19 protein-coding genes and 1 tRNA gene are annotated in these 21,907 nt (G+C 39.4%); 12 read left to right on the top strand and 8 right to left on the bottom strand.

Annotation, left to right across the window (positions count from 1 at the left end):
* The first annotated feature begins 28 nt into the window (after nt 1–28).
* The 11 genes from V6984_RS08180 to V6984_RS08230 all read left to right on the top strand — a co-directional run bounded on the left by V6984_RS08180 (nt 29) and on the right by V6984_RS08230 (nt 11,685).
* Nucleotides 29–901, top strand: a complete 873-nt coding sequence (locus tag V6984_RS08180; RefSeq protein ID WP_342759289.1) for a sugar ABC transporter permease — start codon at nt 29–31, stop codon at nt 899–901.
* Nucleotides 898–1,746, top strand: coding sequence for a carbohydrate ABC transporter permease (locus tag V6984_RS08185; protein ID WP_342759290.1), 849 nt, complete (start codon nt 898–900; stop codon nt 1,744–1,746). Before V6984_RS08180 ends, V6984_RS08185 begins: the two co-directional genes overlap by 4 nt.
* A gap of 6 nt (nt 1,747–1,752) precedes the next feature.
* A complete protein-coding gene (locus tag V6984_RS08190; RefSeq protein WP_342759291.1) occupies nt 1,753–2,976 on the top strand; it encodes an alpha amylase family protein in 1,224 nt (407 codons plus the stop codon).
* Between the two features lie 14 nt (nt 2,977–2,990).
* Nucleotides 2,991–3,917, top strand: a complete 927-nt coding sequence (locus V6984_RS08195; RefSeq protein ID WP_342759292.1) for a GNAT family N-acetyltransferase — start codon at nt 2,991–2,993, stop codon at nt 3,915–3,917.
* A gap of 39 nt (nt 3,918–3,956) precedes the next feature.
* Nucleotides 3,957–5,468 carry a DUF4127 family protein gene (locus tag V6984_RS08200; RefSeq protein WP_342759293.1) on the top strand — a complete coding sequence of 504 codons (1,512 nt, stop codon included), beginning with the start codon at nt 3,957–3,959 and terminating at the stop codon, nt 5,466–5,468.
* A complete protein-coding gene (locus tag V6984_RS08205) occupies nt 5,461–6,438 on the top strand; it encodes a CehA/McbA family metallohydrolase (RefSeq protein WP_342759294.1) in 978 nt (325 codons plus the stop codon). Before V6984_RS08200 ends, V6984_RS08205 begins: the two co-directional genes overlap by 8 nt.
* Nucleotides 6,439–6,450: 12 nt before the next feature.
* Nucleotides 6,451–7,146 carry an N-acetylmannosamine-6-phosphate 2-epimerase gene (locus V6984_RS08210; RefSeq protein ID WP_342759295.1) on the top strand — a complete coding sequence of 232 codons (696 nt, stop codon included), beginning with the start codon at nt 6,451–6,453 and terminating at the stop codon, nt 7,144–7,146.
* A 2-nt stretch (nt 7,147–7,148) separates the two neighbouring features.
* Nucleotides 7,149–8,195 (top strand): SGNH/GDSL hydrolase family protein, encoded by a 1,047-nt coding sequence (locus V6984_RS08215; RefSeq protein WP_342759296.1) that lies wholly within the window; start codon nt 7,149–7,151, stop codon nt 8,193–8,195.
* Nucleotides 8,196–8,241: 46 nt separating this feature from the next.
* A complete protein-coding gene (locus V6984_RS08220; protein ID WP_342759297.1) occupies nt 8,242–9,612 on the top strand; it encodes an MATE family efflux transporter in 1,371 nt (456 codons plus the stop codon).
* Between the two features lie 113 nt (nt 9,613–9,725).
* Nucleotides 9,726–10,418, top strand: coding sequence for a response regulator transcription factor (locus V6984_RS08225; protein ID WP_342759298.1), 693 nt, complete (start codon nt 9,726–9,728; stop codon nt 10,416–10,418).
* A 7-nt stretch (nt 10,419–10,425) separates the two neighbouring features.
* The gene (locus tag V6984_RS08230) at nt 10,426–11,685 is read left to right on the top strand and encodes a HAMP domain-containing sensor histidine kinase (protein ID WP_342759299.1); all 1,260 of its coding nucleotides are present in this window, start codon (nt 10,426–10,428) and stop codon (nt 11,683–11,685) included.
* A gap of 57 nt (nt 11,686–11,742) precedes the next feature.
* Here the strand turns inward: V6984_RS08230 and V6984_RS08235 are convergent, their stop codons facing one another.
* From V6984_RS08235 to V6984_RS08250, 4 genes are all read right to left on the bottom strand, one after another.
* Complete coding sequence (locus V6984_RS08235; RefSeq protein WP_342759300.1) at nt 11,743–13,722, bottom strand: serine hydrolase domain-containing protein; 1,980 nt, start codon at nt 13,720–13,722, stop codon at nt 11,743–11,745.
* A gap of 15 nt (nt 13,723–13,737) precedes the next feature.
* On the bottom strand, nt 13,738–16,245 hold the full coding sequence (locus V6984_RS08240) for an ABC transporter permease (protein WP_342759301.1): 2,508 nt from the start codon (nt 16,243–16,245) through the stop codon (nt 13,738–13,740).
* Nucleotides 16,246–16,258: 13 nt separating this feature from the next.
* Nucleotides 16,259–17,020 carry an ABC transporter ATP-binding protein gene (locus tag V6984_RS08245; protein WP_342759302.1) on the bottom strand — a complete coding sequence of 254 codons (762 nt, stop codon included), beginning with the start codon at nt 17,018–17,020 and terminating at the stop codon, nt 16,259–16,261.
* A 272-nt stretch (nt 17,021–17,292) separates the two neighbouring features.
* Nucleotides 17,293–17,478 (bottom strand): cold-shock protein, encoded by a 186-nt coding sequence (locus tag V6984_RS08250; RefSeq protein ID WP_342759303.1) that lies wholly within the window; start codon nt 17,476–17,478, stop codon nt 17,293–17,295.
* Nucleotides 17,479–17,695: 217 nt separating this feature from the next.
* Here V6984_RS08250 and V6984_RS08255 point away from each other — a divergent pair, with 217 nt between their 5' ends.
* Nucleotides 17,696–18,262, top strand: coding sequence for a metallophosphoesterase family protein (locus tag V6984_RS08255; RefSeq protein WP_342759304.1), 567 nt, complete (start codon nt 17,696–17,698; stop codon nt 18,260–18,262).
* A 309-nt stretch (nt 18,263–18,571) separates the two neighbouring features.
* On the opposite strand, the gene V6984_RS08260 is transcribed toward V6984_RS08255, so the two are convergent.
* The 4 genes from V6984_RS08260 to V6984_RS08275 form a co-directional block, all read right to left on the bottom strand.
* Complete coding sequence (locus tag V6984_RS08260; RefSeq protein WP_342759305.1) at nt 18,572–19,900, bottom strand: MATE family efflux transporter; 1,329 nt, start codon at nt 19,898–19,900, stop codon at nt 18,572–18,574.
* Nucleotides 19,901–19,926: 26 nt separating this feature from the next.
* Nucleotides 19,927–20,253: a metalloregulator ArsR/SmtB family transcription factor gene (locus V6984_RS08265; protein ID WP_342759307.1), complete on the bottom strand. Its 327-nt coding sequence runs from the start codon at nt 20,251–20,253 to the stop codon at nt 19,927–19,929.
* Between the two features lie 261 nt (nt 20,254–20,514).
* Nucleotides 20,515–20,585, bottom strand: a tRNA-Trp gene (locus tag V6984_RS08270).
* A 76-nt stretch (nt 20,586–20,661) separates the two neighbouring features.
* Nucleotides 20,662–21,672, bottom strand: a complete 1,011-nt coding sequence (locus V6984_RS08275; protein WP_342759308.1) for a LacI family DNA-binding transcriptional regulator — start codon at nt 21,670–21,672, stop codon at nt 20,662–20,664.
* Between the last annotated feature and the right edge of the window lie 235 nt (nt 21,673–21,907).

Genomic DNA, 21,907 nt, shown 5'->3' on the forward strand with positions numbered 1-21,907 from the left:
AGCAGTCTCTGACCTAAGGAGGTTTAAAATGAAAAAAAAGAACAGACAGACTATAAAGGCCTATTTATTTATGGCACCGGCGTTGTTCTTATTGATCTTTTTTGTATTTGTCCCTATTATCGGAAGTCTTCCATTAATGTTTTTTGACTACTCGGTGTTAGGAAAAACAGAATTCACGGGATTGGACAATTTTATAAAGCTGTTTGGAGATCAGGAATTCCGTAAAGCCTTATTTAATTCCATACTGTTTGTAGTGATTGTACCGGTGATTCAGATTCTATCTATCCTGCTGGCATTGCTGGTGAACAGGAAACTGTTCGGTATTGCATTATTCCGTACGCTGCTCTATATTCCCGTTGTTACTTCTATGGTAGCCGTTTCCATCATGTGGGGGTTTTTGTTCAACTCCAATGGAGCCATAAATACGCTTCTGATGAAAATGGGTGCCATTGCTAAGCCGTTAGGATTTTTGGCAAGTACAAAAACTGCTATGCTCTGCATTATGTTTATTACAATCTGGCAGGGGCTTGGCTACTACATGATGCTTTATCTGGGAGGGCTGCAGTCTGTGCCGAAAGAATTGGAAGAGGCATCCTGGGTAGACGGGGCTAACAGCTTGCAGGCATTGATCAAGATTAAGATACCTATGCTGAAACCTTATATCTGGTTCTGTTCTTTGAATTCGGTTATTTCTGCGGTGGGCGTATTTGATGTGGTCTATGTGCTGACGCAAGGAGGGCCCAATGATGCGACCAATGTCATTAACTATTATTCTTATGTAAAGGCATTTAAGGATTTTGAATTCGGGTATGCGGCTGCAATCGGTGCAGTACAGGCAGTGATTACTACAATCTTAAGCATTGTTGTATTTATATATGGGAAAAAGGGAGAGGGGGTATGACAGTGATGAGTAAACTCGTTGTTACAAAAAAGAAAAACAAGATCACCAAAAAAGTATTTATTTACCTTGGCTTGATTTTGCTTGCTATTGTTTGTGCAGGCCCTTTTTTATGGATGCTGTCCACCTCTTTTAAAACGGGACAAAACATATATGACCTAAGTTTTATTCCGGAGAATCCAACCATCGCAAATTATGCAGGGGTAGTGGAGTTCATGAATATTCCCAGATATATTCTGAATACACTGATCATTACTTGCTCGTCAATTGCATTGGATGTTGTTTTTTCGGCGCTATGTGCTTATGCACTGGCCTGTATGGACTTTAAGGGCAAAAAGATTATTATGGGGGCTTTATTGATTTCCATGATCATACCGGCAGCTGCAGGAATGATTATCAATTATCTGATAATCGCTAAGGTACATCTTTTGAATACCTACGCCGGAGCGATTCTGCCGGGAGCCGTTAAGGTATTCAGCATTATTCTTTTGCGGCAGTCATATATGGCTATTCCAAAAGAATTGATAGAAGCGGCGCGCATTGACGGTGCCGGAGAAATACGTATCTGGTGGAAGATCATGATGCCTGGAATCCTGCCTTCGGTCTCTACCGTTGTGATTTTTGATTTTATCAGTAAATGGAATGAGTTCCTCTGGCCGATCATCGTATTGCAGGATCCGCAAAAGTACCCTCTGGCAACTGCATTGCAATATCTGAACGGTTCCTTTAATTATAAATTTGGATATATAGCTGCCGGAACGATTATTTCTATCGTACCAGTTATCATTGTATTTATAATATGCCAGAAAAACTATGTAGAAGCAGTAAGCGGTGCTGTAAAAGGGTGATTGGATATGAAAGATAATTATTATGTCTGGATAGAAATCCAGGCAAACAAAAATATAATAAGTGACCGGAACCAATTTAGAAGTACTATGGAAAACTGTGTGAATTCAGGAATCGGATCGGTGATCCTGAGTGTAAAAGATACCACAGGATTTGCCATATTTGAGAGTGTATATGCCCCCCATTACAGCCTCTATGATTCCGTTTTCGGCAAGAGGGATTATTTGGAAGACTGTCTCAATATTATTCACAGTCTTGGAATGAAAGGTTATGCGGCATTTGATGTATTTGCGGAAGGGAACCGGAAAAATCCGCATTCGCAGATGCCTGGATTAAGAAATGAGGGCTGGATGACGGAGGTATATGGATTGAGTGATGAGGACAGGCCTGTGATTCAGAAAGTCACAGATTCCTCTGCACTTCATACGATTGGCAGTATTGATGATTTTGGAGAGATATTTGTGAATCCGACTAATCAGGAAACCTGTACCTATGAATGCGCTCTGATAAAGGAAGTCGCTGAAAAATATCCTATTGACGGAGTTGTTCTGGATCGTGTGAGATATGTGGGCTTAAGCTCCGACTTCAGCCTGTTTACCAAACAGAGATTTTTGGAGTACAGCAAGATTACGGATATACAATGGCCTGAGGATATTTACACTATGAAAAGGACAAAAGAAGATATCCAGATTCAATATGGCAGATATTTCGGAAGCTTTTTAGAATTTCGGGCATTTACTATTAATTCATTTATGGAAAAAGTAAGTAGAATGATAAAGGAATGCAGCAATAAAGTGGAATTGCTGGATTATACCGGCTCATGGTATCCGTTGTATTATCAGGTAGGCGCAAACTGGGCATCAAAAAAATACATTCCTATGGAATATCCGTTGGCAGATCCGGTAAAGTACAGCCGGACAGGATACATCGAACAGGCGGATAAATTGCTTTCGGGATTTTATTATGAAGATGTTACCAAAGAGCAGGCGGCTGAAAATGAAAAGCCGGCAGATTGGTACAGTGTAGAGGGTTCGGCGGAAATGGCCTATAAGGTGACGCTTGGTGAAAGACCCATAATAGGAAGTCTCTTCCTGCAGCAATATGCGGATAATCTGAAGCGAATGAAAGAAGCGGTTGATATGTGCTTTATAAAGTCTGACGGATGCATGCTTTTTGATTTATCCTATCTGGTAGAAAATGATTGGTGGGAGTATATACAAATAGAAAATTAGACAGGAGACAGAAAATGGGTAATATCAGCTTGCTTCAAAAGAAGGATACGGAAATTATAATGAAACTCTATCGGGAGTGTTTCGATCATGCCTTCTGGATTCAGGAGGGTAAACTGAATGAGTCTGTTTTTGATGCTCCTGATTTCTGCGAGGAGGCGAGTCTGCTCATAAGGGATGAAGCTGCAGGTGAACCTGCAGGCTGCATAGCGGTAAAGACTTCGAACGACCAGAAACTGTATCCGGATACGGCATGGATTACCCTTCTGATGGTAAGGTCGGGATACAGGAGAAGAGGAATGGGCAGATGCCTGTATGAAATGTCGGAGAAAATTCTGCGGGAAAAAGGGATACGTAAGATATACATCGGTCAGGACTTCGCCAATCTTTTTTCGGGAATACCGTCTCCGAAACGGGAAAATGAAGAGTTTTTCCGTTCATGTGGTTTTATTTTGAATAAGGATGAGCATTATGATCTGGAAGCAGATATAGTAAACAATAATAAAATAGATGATTTCGATACTATGGAATTTGAAAAAGAATTTATTACGGGTATTTTGAAAAAGGAGGATTCTTCCGGATTATTGGATTTTCTGAAGGAGGAATTCCCCGGGCGCTGGGAATATGAAGCGAAAGCATATCTTGGGAATGCGGGAAAGCTTGAAAATATCATTATTATGAAAAGCGCAGCGGATGACGCAATTTTGGGGTACTGTATGACTGCCGTGCATGAGGGAGGTACGGGAGGATTAGGTCCTGTCGGAATCGCACGCAGTATCAGGGGCAGACACGCAGGAGAATATATTTTAAGACAGTCTTTGGTGCAGCTCCGAAGACTTGGAGCGGAAAGAGTCTGTATTGACTGGACAATTTTAAAAGACTTTTATGGACAATTTGATTTTTTACCGGTACGAACCTTCCGTAGTGGTTATAAAGAATTATGAAGAAGATGATATGCGTAAAACGCAGGAATGGTGGTAGAGATGAAAAAAAAGATTGTATTACTTCCTTTGGATGAGAGACCATGTAATTATGATTTTCCGGTTGATTTATTCCGCCATGATGATTTGAACCTGGTTCGCCCATCAAAGCTTGGAAATAAAAAAGAACCGGCTAATGTGGATGAAATTGCCGAATATTTAAAGGAAGAATGCAAGGATGCAGACGGACTGATTCTTTCTGTCGACATGCTGTTGTATGGAGGTTTGATTCCGTCCAGGCTCCATTATGAAACAATTGAAAAATTAAAGCAGACTGCGGAAACGATCAAACATATAAAGGACAAAAACCCCGGTCTTACTGTATTTGCTTTTCAGGTAATTATGAGATGTCCTGCTTATTCAAGCGACGACGAAGAACCGGAATATTATGATAAGTGCGGAGAGACGATTCATTTGACCGGTGAAATCGTTCATAAAAGCAGGCTGGGCTTATGCGGTGAAAATGGGATGCAGGGCATTATGCCTGACATTAATCAGATATATTTGAATGATTATATTGGGAGACGAGAGATTAACCGTGCGATGAATCTTCATATATTGAAATACTTGAAAGAAGGATACATTGACTTTCTGGTAATCCCGCAGGATGATTCGGCGACCTATGGATATGCGGCAATGGACAGGGATCAGATATGTGCGGAAATTGAGAAAAGAAATTTGTCGGATAGAATTCTTGTGTATCCTGGAGCGGATGAAGTGGCACTCACATTAATGACACGCATGATCAATAAATCGGAAATGAAGAAACCGAAGGTGTACGTAAAATATGCATGTGAGATGGCAAAGAATGTGATTCCTCTTTATGAAGGAAGTACACTTTCAGGAACCGTAAAGTATCACATTCTATCGGCCGGGTGCCAGCTGGCTGATTGTTATGAAACCGCAGATATAATAATGGTTCTTACTGCCCCGGCGGGAACAATGAAAGAAGCGGCTGCTCAGCCATGTAATCTGCCTGAATATCGTACGGAGAGAAATCTTGCGGAATTAATTGATTTTATCAAGGACAGGACGGCAGAAAACAGGATCGTAACGATAGCGGACAATGCATATGCGAATGGAGGGGATCTGGAATTCATCAAAATGATGGATAACAACCAGCTCCTGATGAAAGTGGCGGGATATGCAGGCTGGAATACATCGGCAAACACTATCGGCACAGCACTGGCGGAGGGTGTTGATGCCTTGTACTTTGGCAATAGCAATAACCATCGCAATTTCCTTGTGAAACGCTATATTGAAGATGCAGGCTATTGCTCGGTAGTGCGAAAAAACGTAACGGAAAAATTAAGTGGTCTTGGAATGGATTATTTTGACGTAAAAGAAAAAGACGGGGCCGTTTCGAAAATAGTAGAGCAAGAGCTAAGAAAATTTCTGAAAGATTATTGTTCTTCTATCGCATCGAAAACATGGATAGATTTTGTGTATATGCCATGGAGAAGAATGTTTGAAATTGGTCTCAGTGCTGGAATAGAGGAAATCTCAAATGATTGATCAAAAGGGATTTACGGATAGGGGAAACTGGTATAAGGGAAATCTGCACAGCCATACGATCAATTCAGATGGTATTTACAGTCCGCAGACGGCAAAAGAAGAGTTCATGAAACACGGATATTCCTTTTTATGTCTGAGCGACCATAATCTTTATACGGATTACCGCGAAAGTCTGAATTCAGGTGATTTTATCATATTACCGGGATTGGAAGCAGCCGCAGTTTTATTTGATGAAAACATGGATTGCGTCAAGGTCCACCATATAAATGGAATCCTTGGCACAACGCAAATGCAGGAGAGGGCAACGCTGCCATTGTTTGGTCATATGGAAAAATATGGCCCGTATTTATTTTATGGCAGCTGGGATGAGGCGGCGGCAGCTCAGATGATTATCGATGAGCTTCATAACAAGGGCTGCTTTGTTACTTATAATCATCCGGTATGGTCGCGCATAGATATTAATACATTACATTGGCTGAAAGACGTCGATTTGCTGGAAATATTTAATTACAATACGGAAAATGAAAGCGGAACGGGATTTATCACCAGTTGTTGGGACCAGATGCTAAGGGCGGGCATAAAACAGAAAGCAAATGCAACGGATGATAACCATAACGGAGGAATCTTCGATGATGCCTTTGGCGGTTTCATCATGGTAAATGCAAAACGCCTGCATCAGGATGATATTGTTTCGGCCATTCTGGAGGGAAATTATTATTCCTCTTCAGGACCGCTTATTAAGGACTGGGGAATCAGGGACAGTAAGATCTCTTTCTCTTGTGAACCCGTAGAAAGAATTAATATTATAGCAGACGGATTTGTCGGTTCCGGTATCACATTCATTGCAGAGGCCGGTGAAAGCCTTACAGATTGTGAGTACCTGCTTACAGGAAAAGAACACTACGTAAGAATAGAATGTATGGATAGGAAGGGCAGAAAAGCTTGGACCAATCCAATCTATATAAAATAAGGAGATGAGGATATGAAGAATATGGAAGTACTTCATAAAATCAAAGGAGGTTTGATTGTTTCCTGTCAGGCATTGGAAACGGAACCTCTGTATGGAGCTGATATGATGGCAAGAATGGCCGTTGCAGCAAGGGACGGAGGAGCGGTGGCAATACGCTCGAATTCACCGCAGGACGTTAAGGCGATTAAAAAGGCAGTATCGTTACCGGTTATCGGATTGTATAAGGTAAATTATCCTGATTCAGAGGTATATATTACACCAACTATGAGAGAAATTGATTCCTTAATGGAAGCGGCTCCTGATATTATTGCCATGGACGCAACCAATAGGCTGAGGCCGCATAATGAAACGCTGGAGCATTTTTTTGCCGAAGTTATGGAGAAATATCCCGATATGTTATTTATGGCAGATTGTTCTTGTTTTGAGGATGCCGCACAGGCACAACGGCTTGGATTTGATATTGCAGGGACGACGCTGTGCGGTTATACGAAGGAAACCAGTAATAGTATGATCCCTAATTACGATATGCTGCGCCGCATGACAAGGGAGCTTAAGATACCGGTTATTGCTGAAGGCGGAATATGGAATACGGAGCAGCTTCAAAGAGTATTTGAGGAAAAAATACTTGCGGCGGTAGTTGGAACGGCAATCACGCGGCCAAGAGAGATAACCAGGCATTTCATCAACGCTATACATAAGGAACAGTAGGCATGAATATAAATCTATCCGATGACAAAATAAAAATAATGGGACGTCATGAATGGAAAGAAGATATGCTGTATTTGTGCTATTCGGGTGCATATATAGAGTTTGTTTTCACTGGTACCAGGCTCCTCGTCAGGATGTTCTCAGAATTTGTGAAAGAAAGAGAGAACTGCATGATGGCTGTTTTTATAAATGGTTCCAGTCAGTTGGTCTTTCCATTAAAAGATGGGATACATGACTATCAAATTTTCAATTTTCATGAAACCAGAACCGTCATTGTTAGATTAATGAAAATAACGGAGGCCCAATATGCATCCTCAGCGATAAATGTTTTGATTACAGATGACACGGCATGCATTCAGCCTACCGATTATTCGGACAGAAGAATAGAATTTATCGGAGATTCCATTACCTGCGGATATGGGAATGAAGGAACAGAAGACGGTGTGTTTTCTACTGCGGATGAAAATGTTTCCAAGTCGTATGCGGTATTGACAGCCGGGAGCCTTCAGGCAGACTTTACATTGATTTCTTTCAGCGGAATCGGAATCATTTCCCGCTATGTGGAACCGGAGGTCATGGAACCGCTGACAGATATATTGATGCCGGAGATATACCATTATTGCGATTGGTATCTGGCTCGCAGAAAGAACTGGGAACCGGCTGAAAAATGGAACTTTGGCAGATTTCAGCCTGAAATTGTAGTGATTAATCTGGGAACAAATGATGCGAGTTACATACGGGATGATCCGGGCAAAAAGCGCCGGTTTATTATTAAGTATGCAGAATTCATACATATGGTAAGACAGAATTATAGAAATGCAGAGATTATATGTACTATTGGTGTTATGGAAAACAGGCTGAACGATGCGGTGAAAAAATCAGTGAATTATTATAAGGAAAGAACCGGTGATGAAAAAGTAGTTTTCTTTATGCAGGAAATGCAGTGCAGGGAGGATGGATATGGAACAGCTATGCACCCATCTGTTCGCACCCATGAAAAAATGGCATGGAAATTAACCAGGTTTATTTTAGATAATAATTTATGGTAATGGAATTCCTAAAGGAGTCGAGTCAGACATAGGTGAAAGAAGAATAATGAATCGTTGGAAAATGATAATTAGTAATTTTCTGGAGAAACAATTTGGAAGTAGTTTGTTTACGTATCGAGAGGTGCTTAATATGCTGCTTCCAATTATTTTAGATGCCTTTTTTATCAATGCTATCGGTATTCTGACAACTGCGATGATCAGTACTTCCAGTCAGGAGTCGGTAGCGGCAGTAAGTCTGGTGAATCCCATAGCAATAATAATCTATGCGGTAATTAGCGCACTGGCCACAGGCGGAACAATTCTTACAGCCCGGTATGCCGGACTGGGGGAAAAGGAAAAAATACAGAGAACAGCCGGACAGGTGGTGGGGATAGTTGTGGTAGCCTCTTTTTTTATAAGCCTTTTGATTCTGCTCAGTACAAAACATATTGTACAAATATTGTTTATTGGCGCTGATCCGGTTATTGTCAGCAAAGCTGCGAAATATCTCGCAGGAGTTTCGTTATCTATGGTTTTTCTGGCTGCTTATCTTGGAGCATTTTCTGTCTTCAGAGGAATTGGAGAGACGAAAACATGTCTTAAGCTGACTGTAATGGTAAATCTGCTGCATCTTTTCCTCAGTTTCCTGTTTCTCAATATCTTGCATATGGATATTGTAGGGACAGCGTTGTCTCTTATTATTGCAAGAGCGGCCGGCGGTGCGGCCGGAATCTATTTGTTAGTAAGAAAAAGGGGAACGTTGAGAATTCCTCTCCGCTACTTTTTCAAGATGGAAGAATCAACAATAAAAAATACATTTGGAATAGGAGCTCCATATGCATTGGAACAAATCTTTTTTAACGGCAGCAGTATGATTGTCCAGATCTTTCTTGTGTCGATGGGCACGGTATATATATCCGCGTATGCGGTGGCAAATTCTTTTCTCAGTATTGTTTATGCCGCAGGAATGGCTGTCGGAACACTTTCCATGACAGTGGTAGGACAATGTCTCGGGGCAGGAAAAGGTGATGATGCCAGAAAGTATGGAAAGAGTTTCTGCGCATTGGGACAGTTTGTTATTATCATATCGCTGGCGATATTTATTCCGCTGATGCCTGTTATTCTCAAACTATACCAGGCACCTGAGAATACCGTCATATTAATTCAGCAATTGATATACTTGATGGTTATTCCTCTTATTTTGTTTTGGCCGGTATCGGGAATTATGCCGTGCATATTACGAGCAGGCGGGGACTCCATGTTCTGCTCTTTAAGTTCATTGATTATCATGTGGGTAGTGAGGGTATTTGCTGGATATATACTTACGGTTCCAATAGGAATGGGAATCATAGGATTATGGGTAACAATGCCTCTTGAGTGGTTAATCAGAACGGTGATCTACCGGAGGCGGTTCTGGTATACCGGACTGCGGCAGTAGAAATCAGGTATTAATTGCTTTTTCATTTATTTCTTGGTACTATCTATAATAGGATATAAAAGTATTATAACTGTTAAAAAGTTAAGAACACATATCTTTGAGGATACGTAAACATGAAATATGATTGCTTAATTATAGATGATGAATTGGATATTGCCAAAACCTCGGCGGAATATTTTGAAATGTTTGGTATTAAGACTTCATATGTCACAGAATATGAGGAAGGACTGCGTTTTTTTGATACAAATGAAGTGTCATTGCTTATTTTAGATATTAATTTGAATGAGCGTTCCGGATTTGAGTTTTGTAAGACAATACGCAGTAGATCAGATATTCCCATATTGTTTATTAGCGCGAGAGACAGTGAAGGAGACGTATTAACAGGGCTTAATATTGGAGGAGATGACTATATTGTAAAACCATTTACCTTAAATATTTTACTGGCTAAGGCTAAGGCCATGCTAAAACGTTACCAAACTTACAGGAGCAAGGAAGAAAAGACAGAGTCACCGATTCCCCCGCATATTAAGATAGATTATAATTACAGGCAGGTCAGTGTAAATGGAGAGGCTGTGAAATTTAAGAATCAGGAATTCCGATTGCTCACATATCTGATCAGGAATTGCAACCGTGTCATTTCAAAAGAGGAATTGTTTGAGAAGGTATGGGAGGATGCTTATGTAAGTGATGTTACTTTGAATGTCCATATCAGGCGTATTCGTGAAAAAATTGAGCCGGACCCGAAGAATCCGGAGTACATTAAGACGATCTGGGGTGTAGGATATGTATTCGAGGTAAAGGTATGATATTGAAATGAAGAAGCTAAAATATATCTTTGTAAATATGATAATAGTGACATTAATCGCTGTTGCGGGGATTATAATCATAAACGGGAGACAGTTGGAATACAGTAATGATATCGTGGCGCTTAATCGGATAACTATCGAGGCAAGTAAGAACTTTGAACATTTGGAAGATTTGGATCTGCAACCGGATACAGGAGAATTTGCAATTTTTAATTTGAACGGTGAACTGGTTTACAGTCATGGTTATAAAGCGGAAACGATGATTGAGGCAGTGAAAGAAGCAAATGCCATGCAGAATATTATCTTAGATGATGAGGTTCTTGGTACGGTAGTTCTTGCACCAACATATAAGGACATCATGTATAATTACCAGATACAGATAATCCTTATCCTGACTTATGTTTTGATTGCAATGTGGGGAATCAGTATAGTATCAGCTTTCTATATCGAACGTTCAATAATAAGACCATTTGAAGAAATGAAGGAGTTTGCAAAAGAAATAGCGATAGGAAACCTGGAAATAAATCTAAAGATGGATAGGAGAAATATTTTCGGTATATTTACTGAAAGTTTCGATATCATGCGTATGGAGTTAAAACATGCCAGAGAAAAAGCAGAAAAGATAGAAAAGAGCAAAATGGAACTAATTGCGTCTATCAGTCATGATATTAAGACACCTATTACGTCTATTATGGTCATATGTGAATTCTTAAGCGTAATTATTAAGGATGAAGCTCAGCTTGCTAAGATTTTATCCATATCCGCCAAGGCAGAGCAGATTAATCTGATGACGGCAGATTTGTTAAACAGCCAGCTTGAGGAATTGGGAGAATTAAAAGTAACAATGGATTCGGTTCTTAGCAGTGATATCGTTAACACGTTCAAACTTGCAGACGGCAGGGAAAAAATCGTCGAATGCAGGATTGAAGACTGCATTGTTAAGGCTGACAAAGTCCGAATGCAGCAGATTATTAATAATATTATTGATAATTCATATAAATATGCGGATACCGAGATATGGATCGGAAGTAAACTCTTGGACAACAGCTTATTTATCAGTATAAAAGATAGGGGAAATGGAGTTGCAGAAGAAGAGATACATAAGATAAAAGAGAAATTTTATCGTGCTAAGGGTACGGAAAATAAGCACGGCAGCGGACTTGGTCTATATATAGTCAATGAGCTTATGAAGAAAATGGATGGCAGCGTATCCTTTCGGAATGAAGAAGATGGATTTGTTGCTGAGCTGGAATTGAAATTAGTATAAACGGTACAAAGGGGATGTCGAGACAGACAGCCCCTTTTTGTAATAGAAAAGTCGTTCTTATTTTATTTTGAATTCAGTTTCTTGTTTTCCGGCAAAAGCGATATAGCCGTCTTCTATCAGATACGAAGTCATAGTATCGTTCATGAATAGTGAGGAATCTATAAGCGCGCCGTATTGATTATATATAAAATAGCTGCCTTCTCCCGATATCTCAATGGAGGTGTATGTCCCGGCAATCGATCCGGCAATGCGATACCATTGGGTAAAGCCACCTGTTTGAATTGTGTAAGTTTGATTTAATTTAAGATCAGATAGATATTCTTCTCCTACATATTGAAATCCGCTGGTAGCTGATAGATACTCTATCTTATCCTTTGGAGTAATATTTATATCTACGATATCGCGTTTCTTTCCAACGTTTGAGAGGGAATCTTTACCGGTTATAGCGTAAAGTGATCCGTTTATCACAAAATAATTCTCGTTGTTATCTAAAATTTCCCCCTCAATATATGGCTGTGATATATAACTTGCACTGGCGTAATGCTCGTCAAGAAGAAAATATTTTTTGTTACTTCTGCTTTTCCAGGCTGTTTTGGCTTGACCGGCAGCCTGAAAGTCATCAAGCTTAGTAGCGAGCGTCAAACTGGAAAAGTCTGTGGATACACCGAAATACTTTGCGTAATATTCTGCTTGTACTGCATACGTATCACCGTTTTTGATAAGGCGGAACCCTTCCGTTATGTAACGCTGGGAGGCGGGCATAATAGTATTTAATATGTTATCATCCTTGCAGACAAAATAACCGGAATCCAGGTAAGTTAATTCAAAACTCTTTTTTATTTTATTGTTAGATAAGGCTGGAGTGGAATATAAGGTTAAATACATCTTGTTATTTTTATAGTCAAGGGCAAAGGAAGCGGTACCATTGTATAAACCTGTAAATTCAAGATATTCATCAGGGATGGCAGCGGCTTCTCCTGAGAATGAGGTTTCCTGTGCGGATTCTTGGAGGTCAATGGTTGAGTTTAATGCACTTAACAGTAATTCATTCGATAAAAGTGAAGCATAAGCGCTGCTTCCCCCTGAGGATACAACAGCAGCGGACATGTTGTAATCAGGAAGGACGGTAAGCATTGCGTGGTAATTATCCGTATCGCCGCCTTTTTTTACTGCTTTAATATCGTATGTGTTAAATGGATATGCATTTACCTCATCCCATCCAAGACCATAATTGCCATCATAAATGTGAGGACCGGCGGCCTGTTCCTTTATTGATTCCGCTACACTGGCACCGCTTAGTATGGAATGGTGATCTTTCATAAATATAGTCGAGAAAGTACATAAGTCTGCTGCAGTTGAGAGGATTCCTCCGTCACCGAGAGTTGTTGTCATTACAGTCGGCATAAGCCGATTATTTTTGTAGGTATCGGCTATATCGGACTTGTCAAGATCAGAATGCATGGTTATGGTATCATTGGCACCCAAAGGGTCCATTATATGCCTGGTAATGTAATCCGTATACGAAAGACCGCTTACTGCCTCGATAATAAGCTCTGCCAATTGAAAAGAGTCATTACTGTATACTGAGTACTCGCCGGGATCGGCCTTTAAGCGCTGAGTGCTTAGATGTTCGAGAATACGATCGTGATTGGAATTGTCAATGCAGCCGTATAAATCGGAATTCGAATATAAAGACCCAAGAAGACCGGAAGAATGATTAAGCAGCATGCGGACGGTGATTTTTTTATAGCGTTCATCCGGCATCGTAAATTGCGGAAGGTATCCCGATACGGGAGAGTCTAATTCAATAAGTCCCTGGTCCGCCAGCTTTAAAATTGCGGTTGCAGTAACTGTTTTGCTGATAGAACCTATACCGTATATTTTATTTTCCGCAGTAAGAAGAGCTTCAGGAGCCGTAGGTTCCGTTGCGGGAGCGTTATCCTTGCTGTTCTGGGCGGATGATGGAATAGACAGCAGCATAAAACCAATAAGAAGAGAAAAAAGGCTTATAAAGGCTTGTAAATATAGTTTTTTCATAAATAGTTTCTCCTTCTAATTTTCAATCAGCTCATAAGCAGAGATCCGTTTAATTCTTGAGGTAAGTAAATAGGACATCATATATGTAAATACGATTATGATTATGGCAGCGGATAGTAATGTGATGATTGAGGGAGATTCATATTGGAAGCCGCGCCAGCCTATAAGAGAAAATAGTTTTGTTACAAAAGGCAATGTTGTTCCATAAGCAATAGAGGAGCCCAGGGAAGCACCAACAATAGCAGAAGGCAGCAGGCAAAAGGTAAGCTGCTTTCTTAATTCGCCGGTGGTAAAACCTAAAGATTTCAATATACCAAACTCGAGCTTTTTGATATTCACAGTCTGTTTTACCATAATAGAAAGTACAACAAAGATAATGATCAATGTAATTACCAGGATGAAAGTTGCCAGGAGTCCAAATGCCAGTTTAAAAATATTAAGATAACCTGCCAGCAAAGTGGCATTTGAGTACACGTCCTTAATGGGATAAGCAGCGGTACCGCTGCTTAAGACCGTATTGCCGTCTATATTCAATGCGTATTCCATGCTGTTAATATTATAATTTTGTTTTAGTCGGATCATTTTTGAATCGATCGTATTTTTTATTGAAGAATATTTATTATTGGTGTCATTAAGCATGTTTCCGGATAAAAGCTGACTCTGGGTGTATCCGAATTTGTTAAATATAAAATCGGCGAACTGTTCATAGGTATAGCCTTTATCGAGATAAGCACATATTGTGCTGGGAGCATAGGCGGCATATAGCCGCTTAAAGCCATCCTCGGTTAAAAAAGTATTATAAGACATGGTTGAGGAGGTAATACCTGAGATGATATAGTCTGCTTTAATGCCGATGGAATTTAACGTTATGACATCTCCAATGCTTTTGTTTAACAAATTTGCGACGTAAATGGAAAGGGCAATTTCATTATCATTAACAGGAAAACTTCCGTCAGCAATTTTAATGGATTCCAGATTTTCAAAATTATCAAAGACACGTGCGTTGTAGGATGTATTGTTAATTGTTACGCCTTCAAAACCTATTCTTATAATTTTTTTAATATTTTCATTACTGTTTATAATCCGGGAAATTTCTTCTATGTCCGCATGATTATCGAGTGTAATATTGGCTTCTGTTAATTCGCTGTCAAGTATATTTTTTATAAAAGTATCATTGATTCCGAAGCCTTCAAACAGTATGAAGCCAAAGCATAATGTAAAGCTTACGATAGCAATGATTATACAGATAGATATATTCTGTTTTTTAAACATAATCAAATGTTTCAAACAGAGTATCCGATGAATGGAACCTTTTGCGTGTTCTAGCTCTACAGCATTTGTTTTAATATTGTGAGATAGAAGCCCACCTCGGAGTATAACGGCAACAGGCATTTTTTTTACTCCCGTGGTGGAAAGATAAACGACTAGGCCAATCAATAGCGTGATAATCAGGATTATCATCATGTCCAAACTTATGTGACTAGTATTTTTAATAGATACACCAGTGATTAATATAAGTATTCTATGATATAACGGCGCACAGGCATAGGAAAACAAGGTTCCTATGATGCTGCTGATAAAACAGATGATCATGTATTCGAAGACATGGCCTAAGGCAATTTGCCTGCTTGTGTAGCCTAATGCTTTCAAAGTGCCGATTATGGTAAGGTTCTCATTAATACCGGATTTGATTCTATAAATTGCCATAATAAGAGCAACCATAAAAATCACTCCTGAAAATGTAATAATAATGGTCGAAATAATAGAAGCGAATAAGGTAAATGCGGCTGAAAAATCAGTGCGGGAGGCCGCCATTTCTATACATTGGGTATTTCTGGTATATGCTGAAGCATAGTCAACCAGTTGAGATTCGTAACGCAGAGCATTATTATCATCCACTGTGAAGTTCAGCAATGTTTTAGTTCCAAAATTAAAAGATAACTCATGGAAAACATCAGCCGTAGCAACAATTCTTGTTTGCAAAAGATTGGTAGCAGCGCCAAACTCCGATACATTACAAAAGCCTAGTATTTCATATGTATATTCGTGTTCAGATGAATCTCTTAATATGAAGGAGGAACCGATTTTATAACCAAGAGCCTGAAAAGCGATAGGTAAGTATAGCCCGCTTTTATTTTCCTGGGGATCCCAAATATCGATCCGGGAAATAGAACGTTCTGTATTTATATTTTGAATGAACAAGGATGCGGGACTGGGGCTGCTGGTATTAGGTGAGTAGTATTTACCGGAAAATGAGATGATATCTTCGGCATTTACGCCGGTAACATGTTCTTTTGCTTCCAGAAAGATTGCAAAATCTTCATAATACATATTGGCTGAAAAAAGAATATAGCAATCAGTTCCATTTAACTTCTCGCTTTGAGACTCAAAAGAGGAGTTAACTTCTCCGGTTGATAGTACCATGTTAAAAAAGCAGGATGCGATCATCACGATAATGGCGAATGAAATGACACCACTATGCCTTCGTTTCAAATTTGTAAGTGCTAAATGTAATGAAATCATTAAAGCTTCTCCTTTACCAATTGTTCTCCTGAAGGAAATCCCGGGCTTTCTTAAAGCGATCTTCCATATCCGCCTCCGAATATTTATTCAGATGAAGTTCTCCGCATACCTTACCATCCATCAGGTAAATGATACGGTCAGCCCTGATGGCAGCTTTTATATCGTGTGTTACCATTACAATACTCTGGCCGTTTTGATTTACTTTTGTCAGAATATCCAGGACATCTTTGCCCGAGGAAGAATTGAGTGCTCCGGTAGGTTCATCCGCAAATAGGATGTCGGGCTCATTGATTAAAGAGCGGATAAGAGCGGCACGCTGCCTTTCGCCGCCGGATAATTGGGTAGGAAATTTACTCCATATTTCTTCTGTTAATCCAACCTGAAGAAAAAGCTCCTTCGCACGTTTGATAATTGCGGGCTTGTTATTGTTTACAAGATATCCGGCAGTGAGAACATTATCCAAAATGCTCATATTTTCCAGAAGATAGATGTTTTGAAATACAAATCCGCAATGTTTTTTTCTGAAGTTAGCTAGCTCATCGCTGCTAAACTTCTGGATTTCAGTACCTTGAAAAATAATCTTGCCAAGGGTAGGAGTGTCCATCCCGGATAATGCGTATAAAAGAGTAGTCTTACCTGAGCCTGAGCTTCCCATTATAATGGTAAAATCACCTTCATAAATATCGATATCTAAATTACAGAGGACATGCTGCTGTTGCCCATCCGATGAAAACGTCTTACATAATTGTTTGGTTTGTAAAAGTAATCTATTCATATATTGTTCCTTTCATATTTCTTCTAGTATCAATATAACAAATAAAATAGGAATAATCTTTTCCGGCAATTAAACAAATCCTTGTCAAATTCTTAATCATTGTTTTTCATATAGAAGCAAGAACAAAAGTGTGCTTCGCGCACTCCCGCAGTCAAATACCTTAACAGTACAACTTTTGTTCCGCGCTCATAGCTGCGCATCCATTTTTATGTAATAGGAGAACTTTCCTATTACACTAAAAAAGACCACTTATAAAGTGATCTTTTCAAATACTACTTATGCAAGGCTAACATCGATTGCTTGTAGTCCATGAGTACTTTTTGCAACATCAAATCAAATATTACAGATTGACCTTCGTCTATTGTTTTATATTGTACGAAGTCATTATCATCCTGAACGTCCGAGATGAAACCAGCACCTTTTTGCGAGTCAAGCCATTTTGCCGTACTATTATTCATGAAAGATACCTCCTTAAAAATTAATCATATTTTATAAAATCAAAAAAATCACATACCTTTCATAAATCATCACAATAATGACTTACAAAAAATATGTGAAATCAAAACCTCATTAGAATATTTTTGTATTATAGCACAGAAAAAAATAGAAAGCAAGAAAAAAATTATAATATATCAAAATTAATTAAAAAAAACAGAGGATTATAGATGACCACGAATGATATGTTATGACATTGTGAAAAATAAGTATGACCTTGCAATCGATGGTAATAAAATAAAGAAAGAGGAGCATATGAAACATATTGCAATTCTGGCCGATACTCATGGCCTGCTACTCGAACATGTCATGGCTGAGCTGGCTGCAGCTGATTGTGTCATCCACGCCGGAGATATCAACACGCCATATGTTATCGAGTCTATAAGACAGCTCGGAAAGACCTATGCGGTGCGCGGTAACAACGACGGGGACTGGGCGGAAGCTCTGCCTAAGAGCATTACTGTCACTATTGAAGGAGTGAGATTCTTTATTGTTCATAACAAGAAGGATATTCCCCAATATTTGGCAAATGTGGACGTGGTAATCTATGGACATTCCCATAAATATTCCGCAGAAGTTACTGACGAAGTGCTGCTTCTTAATCCGGGAAGCTGCGGTAAACGACGTTTTAATCTGGAGCTCACCATGTGCCGCATGATTGTAGACGCAGGCCATTATAAGTACGAAAAAGTGATGATACCCTGTGGCAATCCCAAAGACCGATTATCGGATACAAAACAGGATTGAGTAATTCGTCTGCTGAGCAGCCTGGACAAGGTTGGAAAGACATTGTCATAAATTTTTTAATAAGAATAACAGTTTTTCTAGTATAAATAAACATAGAAAAAAATAATAGTATTTGCTATTATTTTTACTAGAGGGGAAAATAAACTTATGATGAGGGTAGTATATGAAAATAACAATAGTCAGAATCGAAAATAGAATAGTAACATGCTCAATTGATAAAGAACCATGTTCTTTCATTGATATCGCACGCAGATGGTTCGCGGAAGACATCCAGGAAGGTGACACGATAGAAATAAATATAGTTGATAACTAAAATGTTTTCCATTTTCCGGTGCGGTACTGCGAGTAAGAGATTGCTAAGTTGGTCATCCAACCAATGGGAACAGCATACCACACCATTGAAATACCAAAATGTGGAGACATAGTAAGTGCAATAATGACCCGGAGTGATAAGTTTGCCAAATTTGCAATGGTAAACATTTTCATGTCGGCAGCTCCTCGAAGCAGTCCATCGGTACTCATCTTTAATCCCAATAAGATGTAAAAGAAACCCATAAAGCGCAAATAGCCGGTTCCGGTCTGAAATGCCAGATGGGTTCCGCCGCTTCCCAGAAATAATCCGACAATGGGCGTATGGAAGTTTTCCAGTATGATGCAGATAACAACAGCAAATAATAGGATATATCCGTTTACCACATGATATCCTTTTCTAACACGATCCTGTTTTCCGGCGCCCAGATTCTGTGCAGTGTAGGACGACATGGCATTTCCTATGGCTGCCATAGGAACAATGCAAATACTTTCCACCCTCATAGCGGAGGAAAATCCAGCCAGTACTTCACTGCCGAAACTGTTTACCACCGATTGAACCAAAAGCATACCGATAGCTACAGTCGATTGCTGCAGAATGGATGGTAACGCTACCTTTGACATTTCAGTAAGGGCGGATGTGTCAAAAGCAGTTTCGAGATAGGAAGAGTATTTTTTGAATTCCTGAATCAGCAGAATAAAGGAAAGTACAACAGATACACCTTGCGCTATAAAGGTCGCCCATGCAGCACCTTTTACGCCAAGCTCCATATAATATACCATAAAAACTGACAGTCCAATATTAAATAGAGAGGAGAAAATCAAAAGGTACAAAGGAATCCGAGATTTACCAATGGCGTTAAATATAGCGGAAATTATATTATACATAAATAAAAATGGAAGTCCCCAGAAATAAATTGCAAGATAGTCAGAAGCCATATCGAGTATGTTTTCAGGGGTGTTTAAATAAATCATAAAGGTACGGCCAAAGATTAGTCCCAATGCAGCTAAGACAACGCTTAATAATAAAAATGATATCAGTGCCGTGGAAGCAGACTGTATCATTTTTTTATAATTCCCCGCTCCTAAATAATGACTTGTGATAACAGTAGCTCCCACGCCGCCTCCTATGGCAATACAAATAAATACGTTGGTGAAAGAATAGGAAGCGCCAATTGCTGCAAGAGCATCCTCGCTTACAAAACGGCCGACAATGATTGAATCGGCCATAGTATAAAATTGCTGAAATAAATTACCTATGATCATAGGCAAGGTAAACAGAGCCAGTGCCCTGGCAGGTTTATTGTTGATTAGATATTCTTTGTCCATTTTAGATTTCCTATTATTGATTGTATTTAATACTTTCTGTCACATTCGTATTCACATATACATTTCGTCGTAAGGGTTTCTTCTGTTTTGACAGAATTAATCTCTTTATTAAATTGTTCGAGTATTTGTTTCATGAAATCAATATTTACAAGATAATGCATATGATATCCCATTTTTGATCCTGTTATAATACCGGTTTTTTTTAGAATGTTCATTTGCTGAGAGACAGCAGGTTCGCTGATTGCAAGTTTTTTGGAAATCGCCCGGACGCAGTAATGACGTTCCATTAACAGACGAAGGATCTGATATCTGGTGGGGTCTGTGATTATATGCAATGTCTGGATAAAATCCATAGAACATCCTCCTTCTTCCATCTGCATAAGTTTAATTAAGGATTTCCTTAATTAAACATAGAATAACTCTATTATTTGAGTTTGTCAAGAAAGGAAAGCGTTTCCCGTGCGCATTTTATTACTTTCCACATTTTCAACTCATTCTTTGTAAATGTGCCCTTTGGTTGACTAATGATTCGAAGTTCCATATGTTAAATATCATGAATATAAAAAGTCCTGGAATACCGTATAAATACGATAATCCAGGACTTTTTTAAAGAGCAGGGGCAGTAGGAATCGAACCCACATCGATGGTTTTGGAGACCACTGTTCTACCCTTGAACTATGCCCCTATGTCCGGCCTTTTTAGACCGCCGAATCATATTATAGCATAAGGATTATTTGATAGCAAGACATATTTTGCAAAAATCAGACCGTTTTTTTATACTCTTTCGCGGGAGCCGTAGAGGCTCTTTCGATGTATTGGGCGTGGAGCATTGTGCGGCTGATGGAAACGTGGTTGATCAACCCGTTCAGCGCGAAATAGCCGCATTTTCCAAGTTCTGCCCTGTTCTGCCTTATAGTAGTAAGGGGAGGGTCCAAGTGGGCTGAAATCGGCAAATCATCGAAGCCGATAACGCTGATGTCCTCAGGAACACGAAAGCCATGCATACTGCATTCCATGATGACACCGGAAGCGATTAAATCGTTTCCGCAGAGGATGGCGGTAGCACCTTGCGCAAGGAAGGACGGGATATGATATTTTGCACTCTCGGCAACGTAATAGCCATATGCGGTCAGCTTCTCGTTGAAGGGAAGGTTATGAGAAGCAAGACTGTCCAAGTATGCCTGCATACGTTGCTCAGAGACCATGGAGTTGGGAGAGCCATTCAAAAAGGCGATGTTCTTATGACCTAAGGAAATTAAATGTTCCATGGCGATATCGATGCCTTCAAAGCTGTCCGTTCCCACATAAGCCACGTTGGGATTCTTTCTTATATAGTTATCGAAGAGTACGGTGGGAATCGTGGTGGAGTTAAGCTGGCCCATCCAATTATCCTGAAGAGAAAAACCAAGAAGAAAGCCGCCGCGATAGCCGTTTTTCAGCATGTAGGTGTCATATTTTTCCTGCATCTGAAAAGTGGGATTGATGGGAAGTACGGTAATGTCCCATTTGTCCCGGTATGCCGCCTGCTTAAAGCCTAAGATAATTTCATAACCGAACTGGTTGTTCGTCTCATAATCCATATTCTCAATAAAAACACAAAGTTTTTTGTGTTCTTCTTTTTTCATTTTCTTCGTAGTATATCCGATTTCCACTGCCGTATCAAGGACGGTCTGCCGCAAAGCCTCGCTGATGTCGCTGGCTCCGTTCAAGCCCTTCGATACGGTACTGACGGATATCCCCAGTTTATTTGCAATATCTTTAATCGTTGCCATAAGGTTTCCTTTTCTGTTGTCTGTCACTTTATAATTTTCAAGCTAATCTTTTTTGCATCGTTTTTTATTCTTTTTATTGTCTTAGATTCCTATAAACAGTATATAAGTAAAACAAAATGATTTCAAGTCATATTATTTTTTCGAATATTTTCTATAGAACAAAAAAATAATTAACAAAAAACATAAGTTGAAATCAGTAAAATTGTCAAAAATTATAATAAAACTATTATAATCA

Source organism: Kineothrix sp. IPX-CK, from assembly GCF_039134705.1.
Taxonomy (GTDB): domain Bacteria; phylum Bacillota; class Clostridia; order Lachnospirales; family Lachnospiraceae; genus Kineothrix; species Kineothrix sedimenti.

Excerpts from the sequence above, each read along its gene's own strand:
- V6984_RS08250 (WP_342759303.1), bottom strand. The coding sequence starts at position 17,478 with ATGAATAATAGTACGGCAAAATGGCTTGACTCGCAAAAAGGTGCTGGT.
- V6984_RS08275 (WP_342759308.1), bottom strand. The coding sequence starts at position 21,672 with ATGGCAACGATTAAAGATATTGCAAATAAACTGGGGATATCCGTCAGT.
- V6984_RS08210 (WP_342759295.1), top strand. The coding sequence starts at position 6,451 with ATGAAGAATATGGAAGTACTTCATAAAATCAAAGGAGGTTTGATTGTT.
- V6984_RS08225 (WP_342759298.1), top strand. The coding sequence starts at position 9,726 with ATGAAATATGATTGCTTAATTATAGATGATGAATTGGATATTGCCAAA.
- V6984_RS08185 (WP_342759290.1), top strand. The coding sequence starts at position 898 with ATGACAGTGATGAGTAAACTCGTTGTTACAAAAAAGAAAAACAAGATC.
- V6984_RS08265 (WP_342759307.1), bottom strand. The coding sequence starts at position 20,253 with ATGGATTTTATCCAGACATTGCATATAATCACAGACCCCACCAGATAT.
- V6984_RS08205 (WP_342759294.1), top strand. The coding sequence starts at position 5,461 with ATGATTGATCAAAAGGGATTTACGGATAGGGGAAACTGGTATAAGGGA.
- V6984_RS08230 (WP_342759299.1), top strand. The coding sequence starts at position 10,426 with ATGAAGAAGCTAAAATATATCTTTGTAAATATGATAATAGTGACATTA.
- V6984_RS08180 (WP_342759289.1), top strand. The coding sequence starts at position 29 with ATGAAAAAAAAGAACAGACAGACTATAAAGGCCTATTTATTTATGGCA.
- V6984_RS08260 (WP_342759305.1), bottom strand. The coding sequence starts at position 19,900 with ATGGACAAAGAATATCTAATCAACAATAAACCTGCCAGGGCACTGGCT.
- V6984_RS08240 (WP_342759301.1), bottom strand. The coding sequence starts at position 16,245 with ATGATTTCATTACATTTAGCACTTACAAATTTGAAACGAAGGCATAGT.
- V6984_RS08195 (WP_342759292.1), top strand. The coding sequence starts at position 2,991 with ATGGGTAATATCAGCTTGCTTCAAAAGAAGGATACGGAAATTATAATG.
- V6984_RS08200 (WP_342759293.1), top strand. The coding sequence starts at position 3,957 with ATGAAAAAAAAGATTGTATTACTTCCTTTGGATGAGAGACCATGTAAT.
- V6984_RS08190 (WP_342759291.1), top strand. The coding sequence starts at position 1,753 with ATGAAAGATAATTATTATGTCTGGATAGAAATCCAGGCAAACAAAAAT.
- V6984_RS08215 (WP_342759296.1), top strand. The coding sequence starts at position 7,149 with ATGAATATAAATCTATCCGATGACAAAATAAAAATAATGGGACGTCAT.
- V6984_RS08255 (WP_342759304.1), top strand. The coding sequence starts at position 17,696 with ATGATATGTTATGACATTGTGAAAAATAAGTATGACCTTGCAATCGAT.
- V6984_RS08235 (WP_342759300.1), bottom strand. The coding sequence starts at position 13,722 with ATGAAAAAACTATATTTACAAGCCTTTATAAGCCTTTTTTCTCTTCTT.
- V6984_RS08220 (WP_342759297.1), top strand. The coding sequence starts at position 8,242 with ATGAATCGTTGGAAAATGATAATTAGTAATTTTCTGGAGAAACAATTT.
- V6984_RS08245 (WP_342759302.1), bottom strand. The coding sequence starts at position 17,020 with ATGAATAGATTACTTTTACAAACCAAACAATTATGTAAGACGTTTTCA.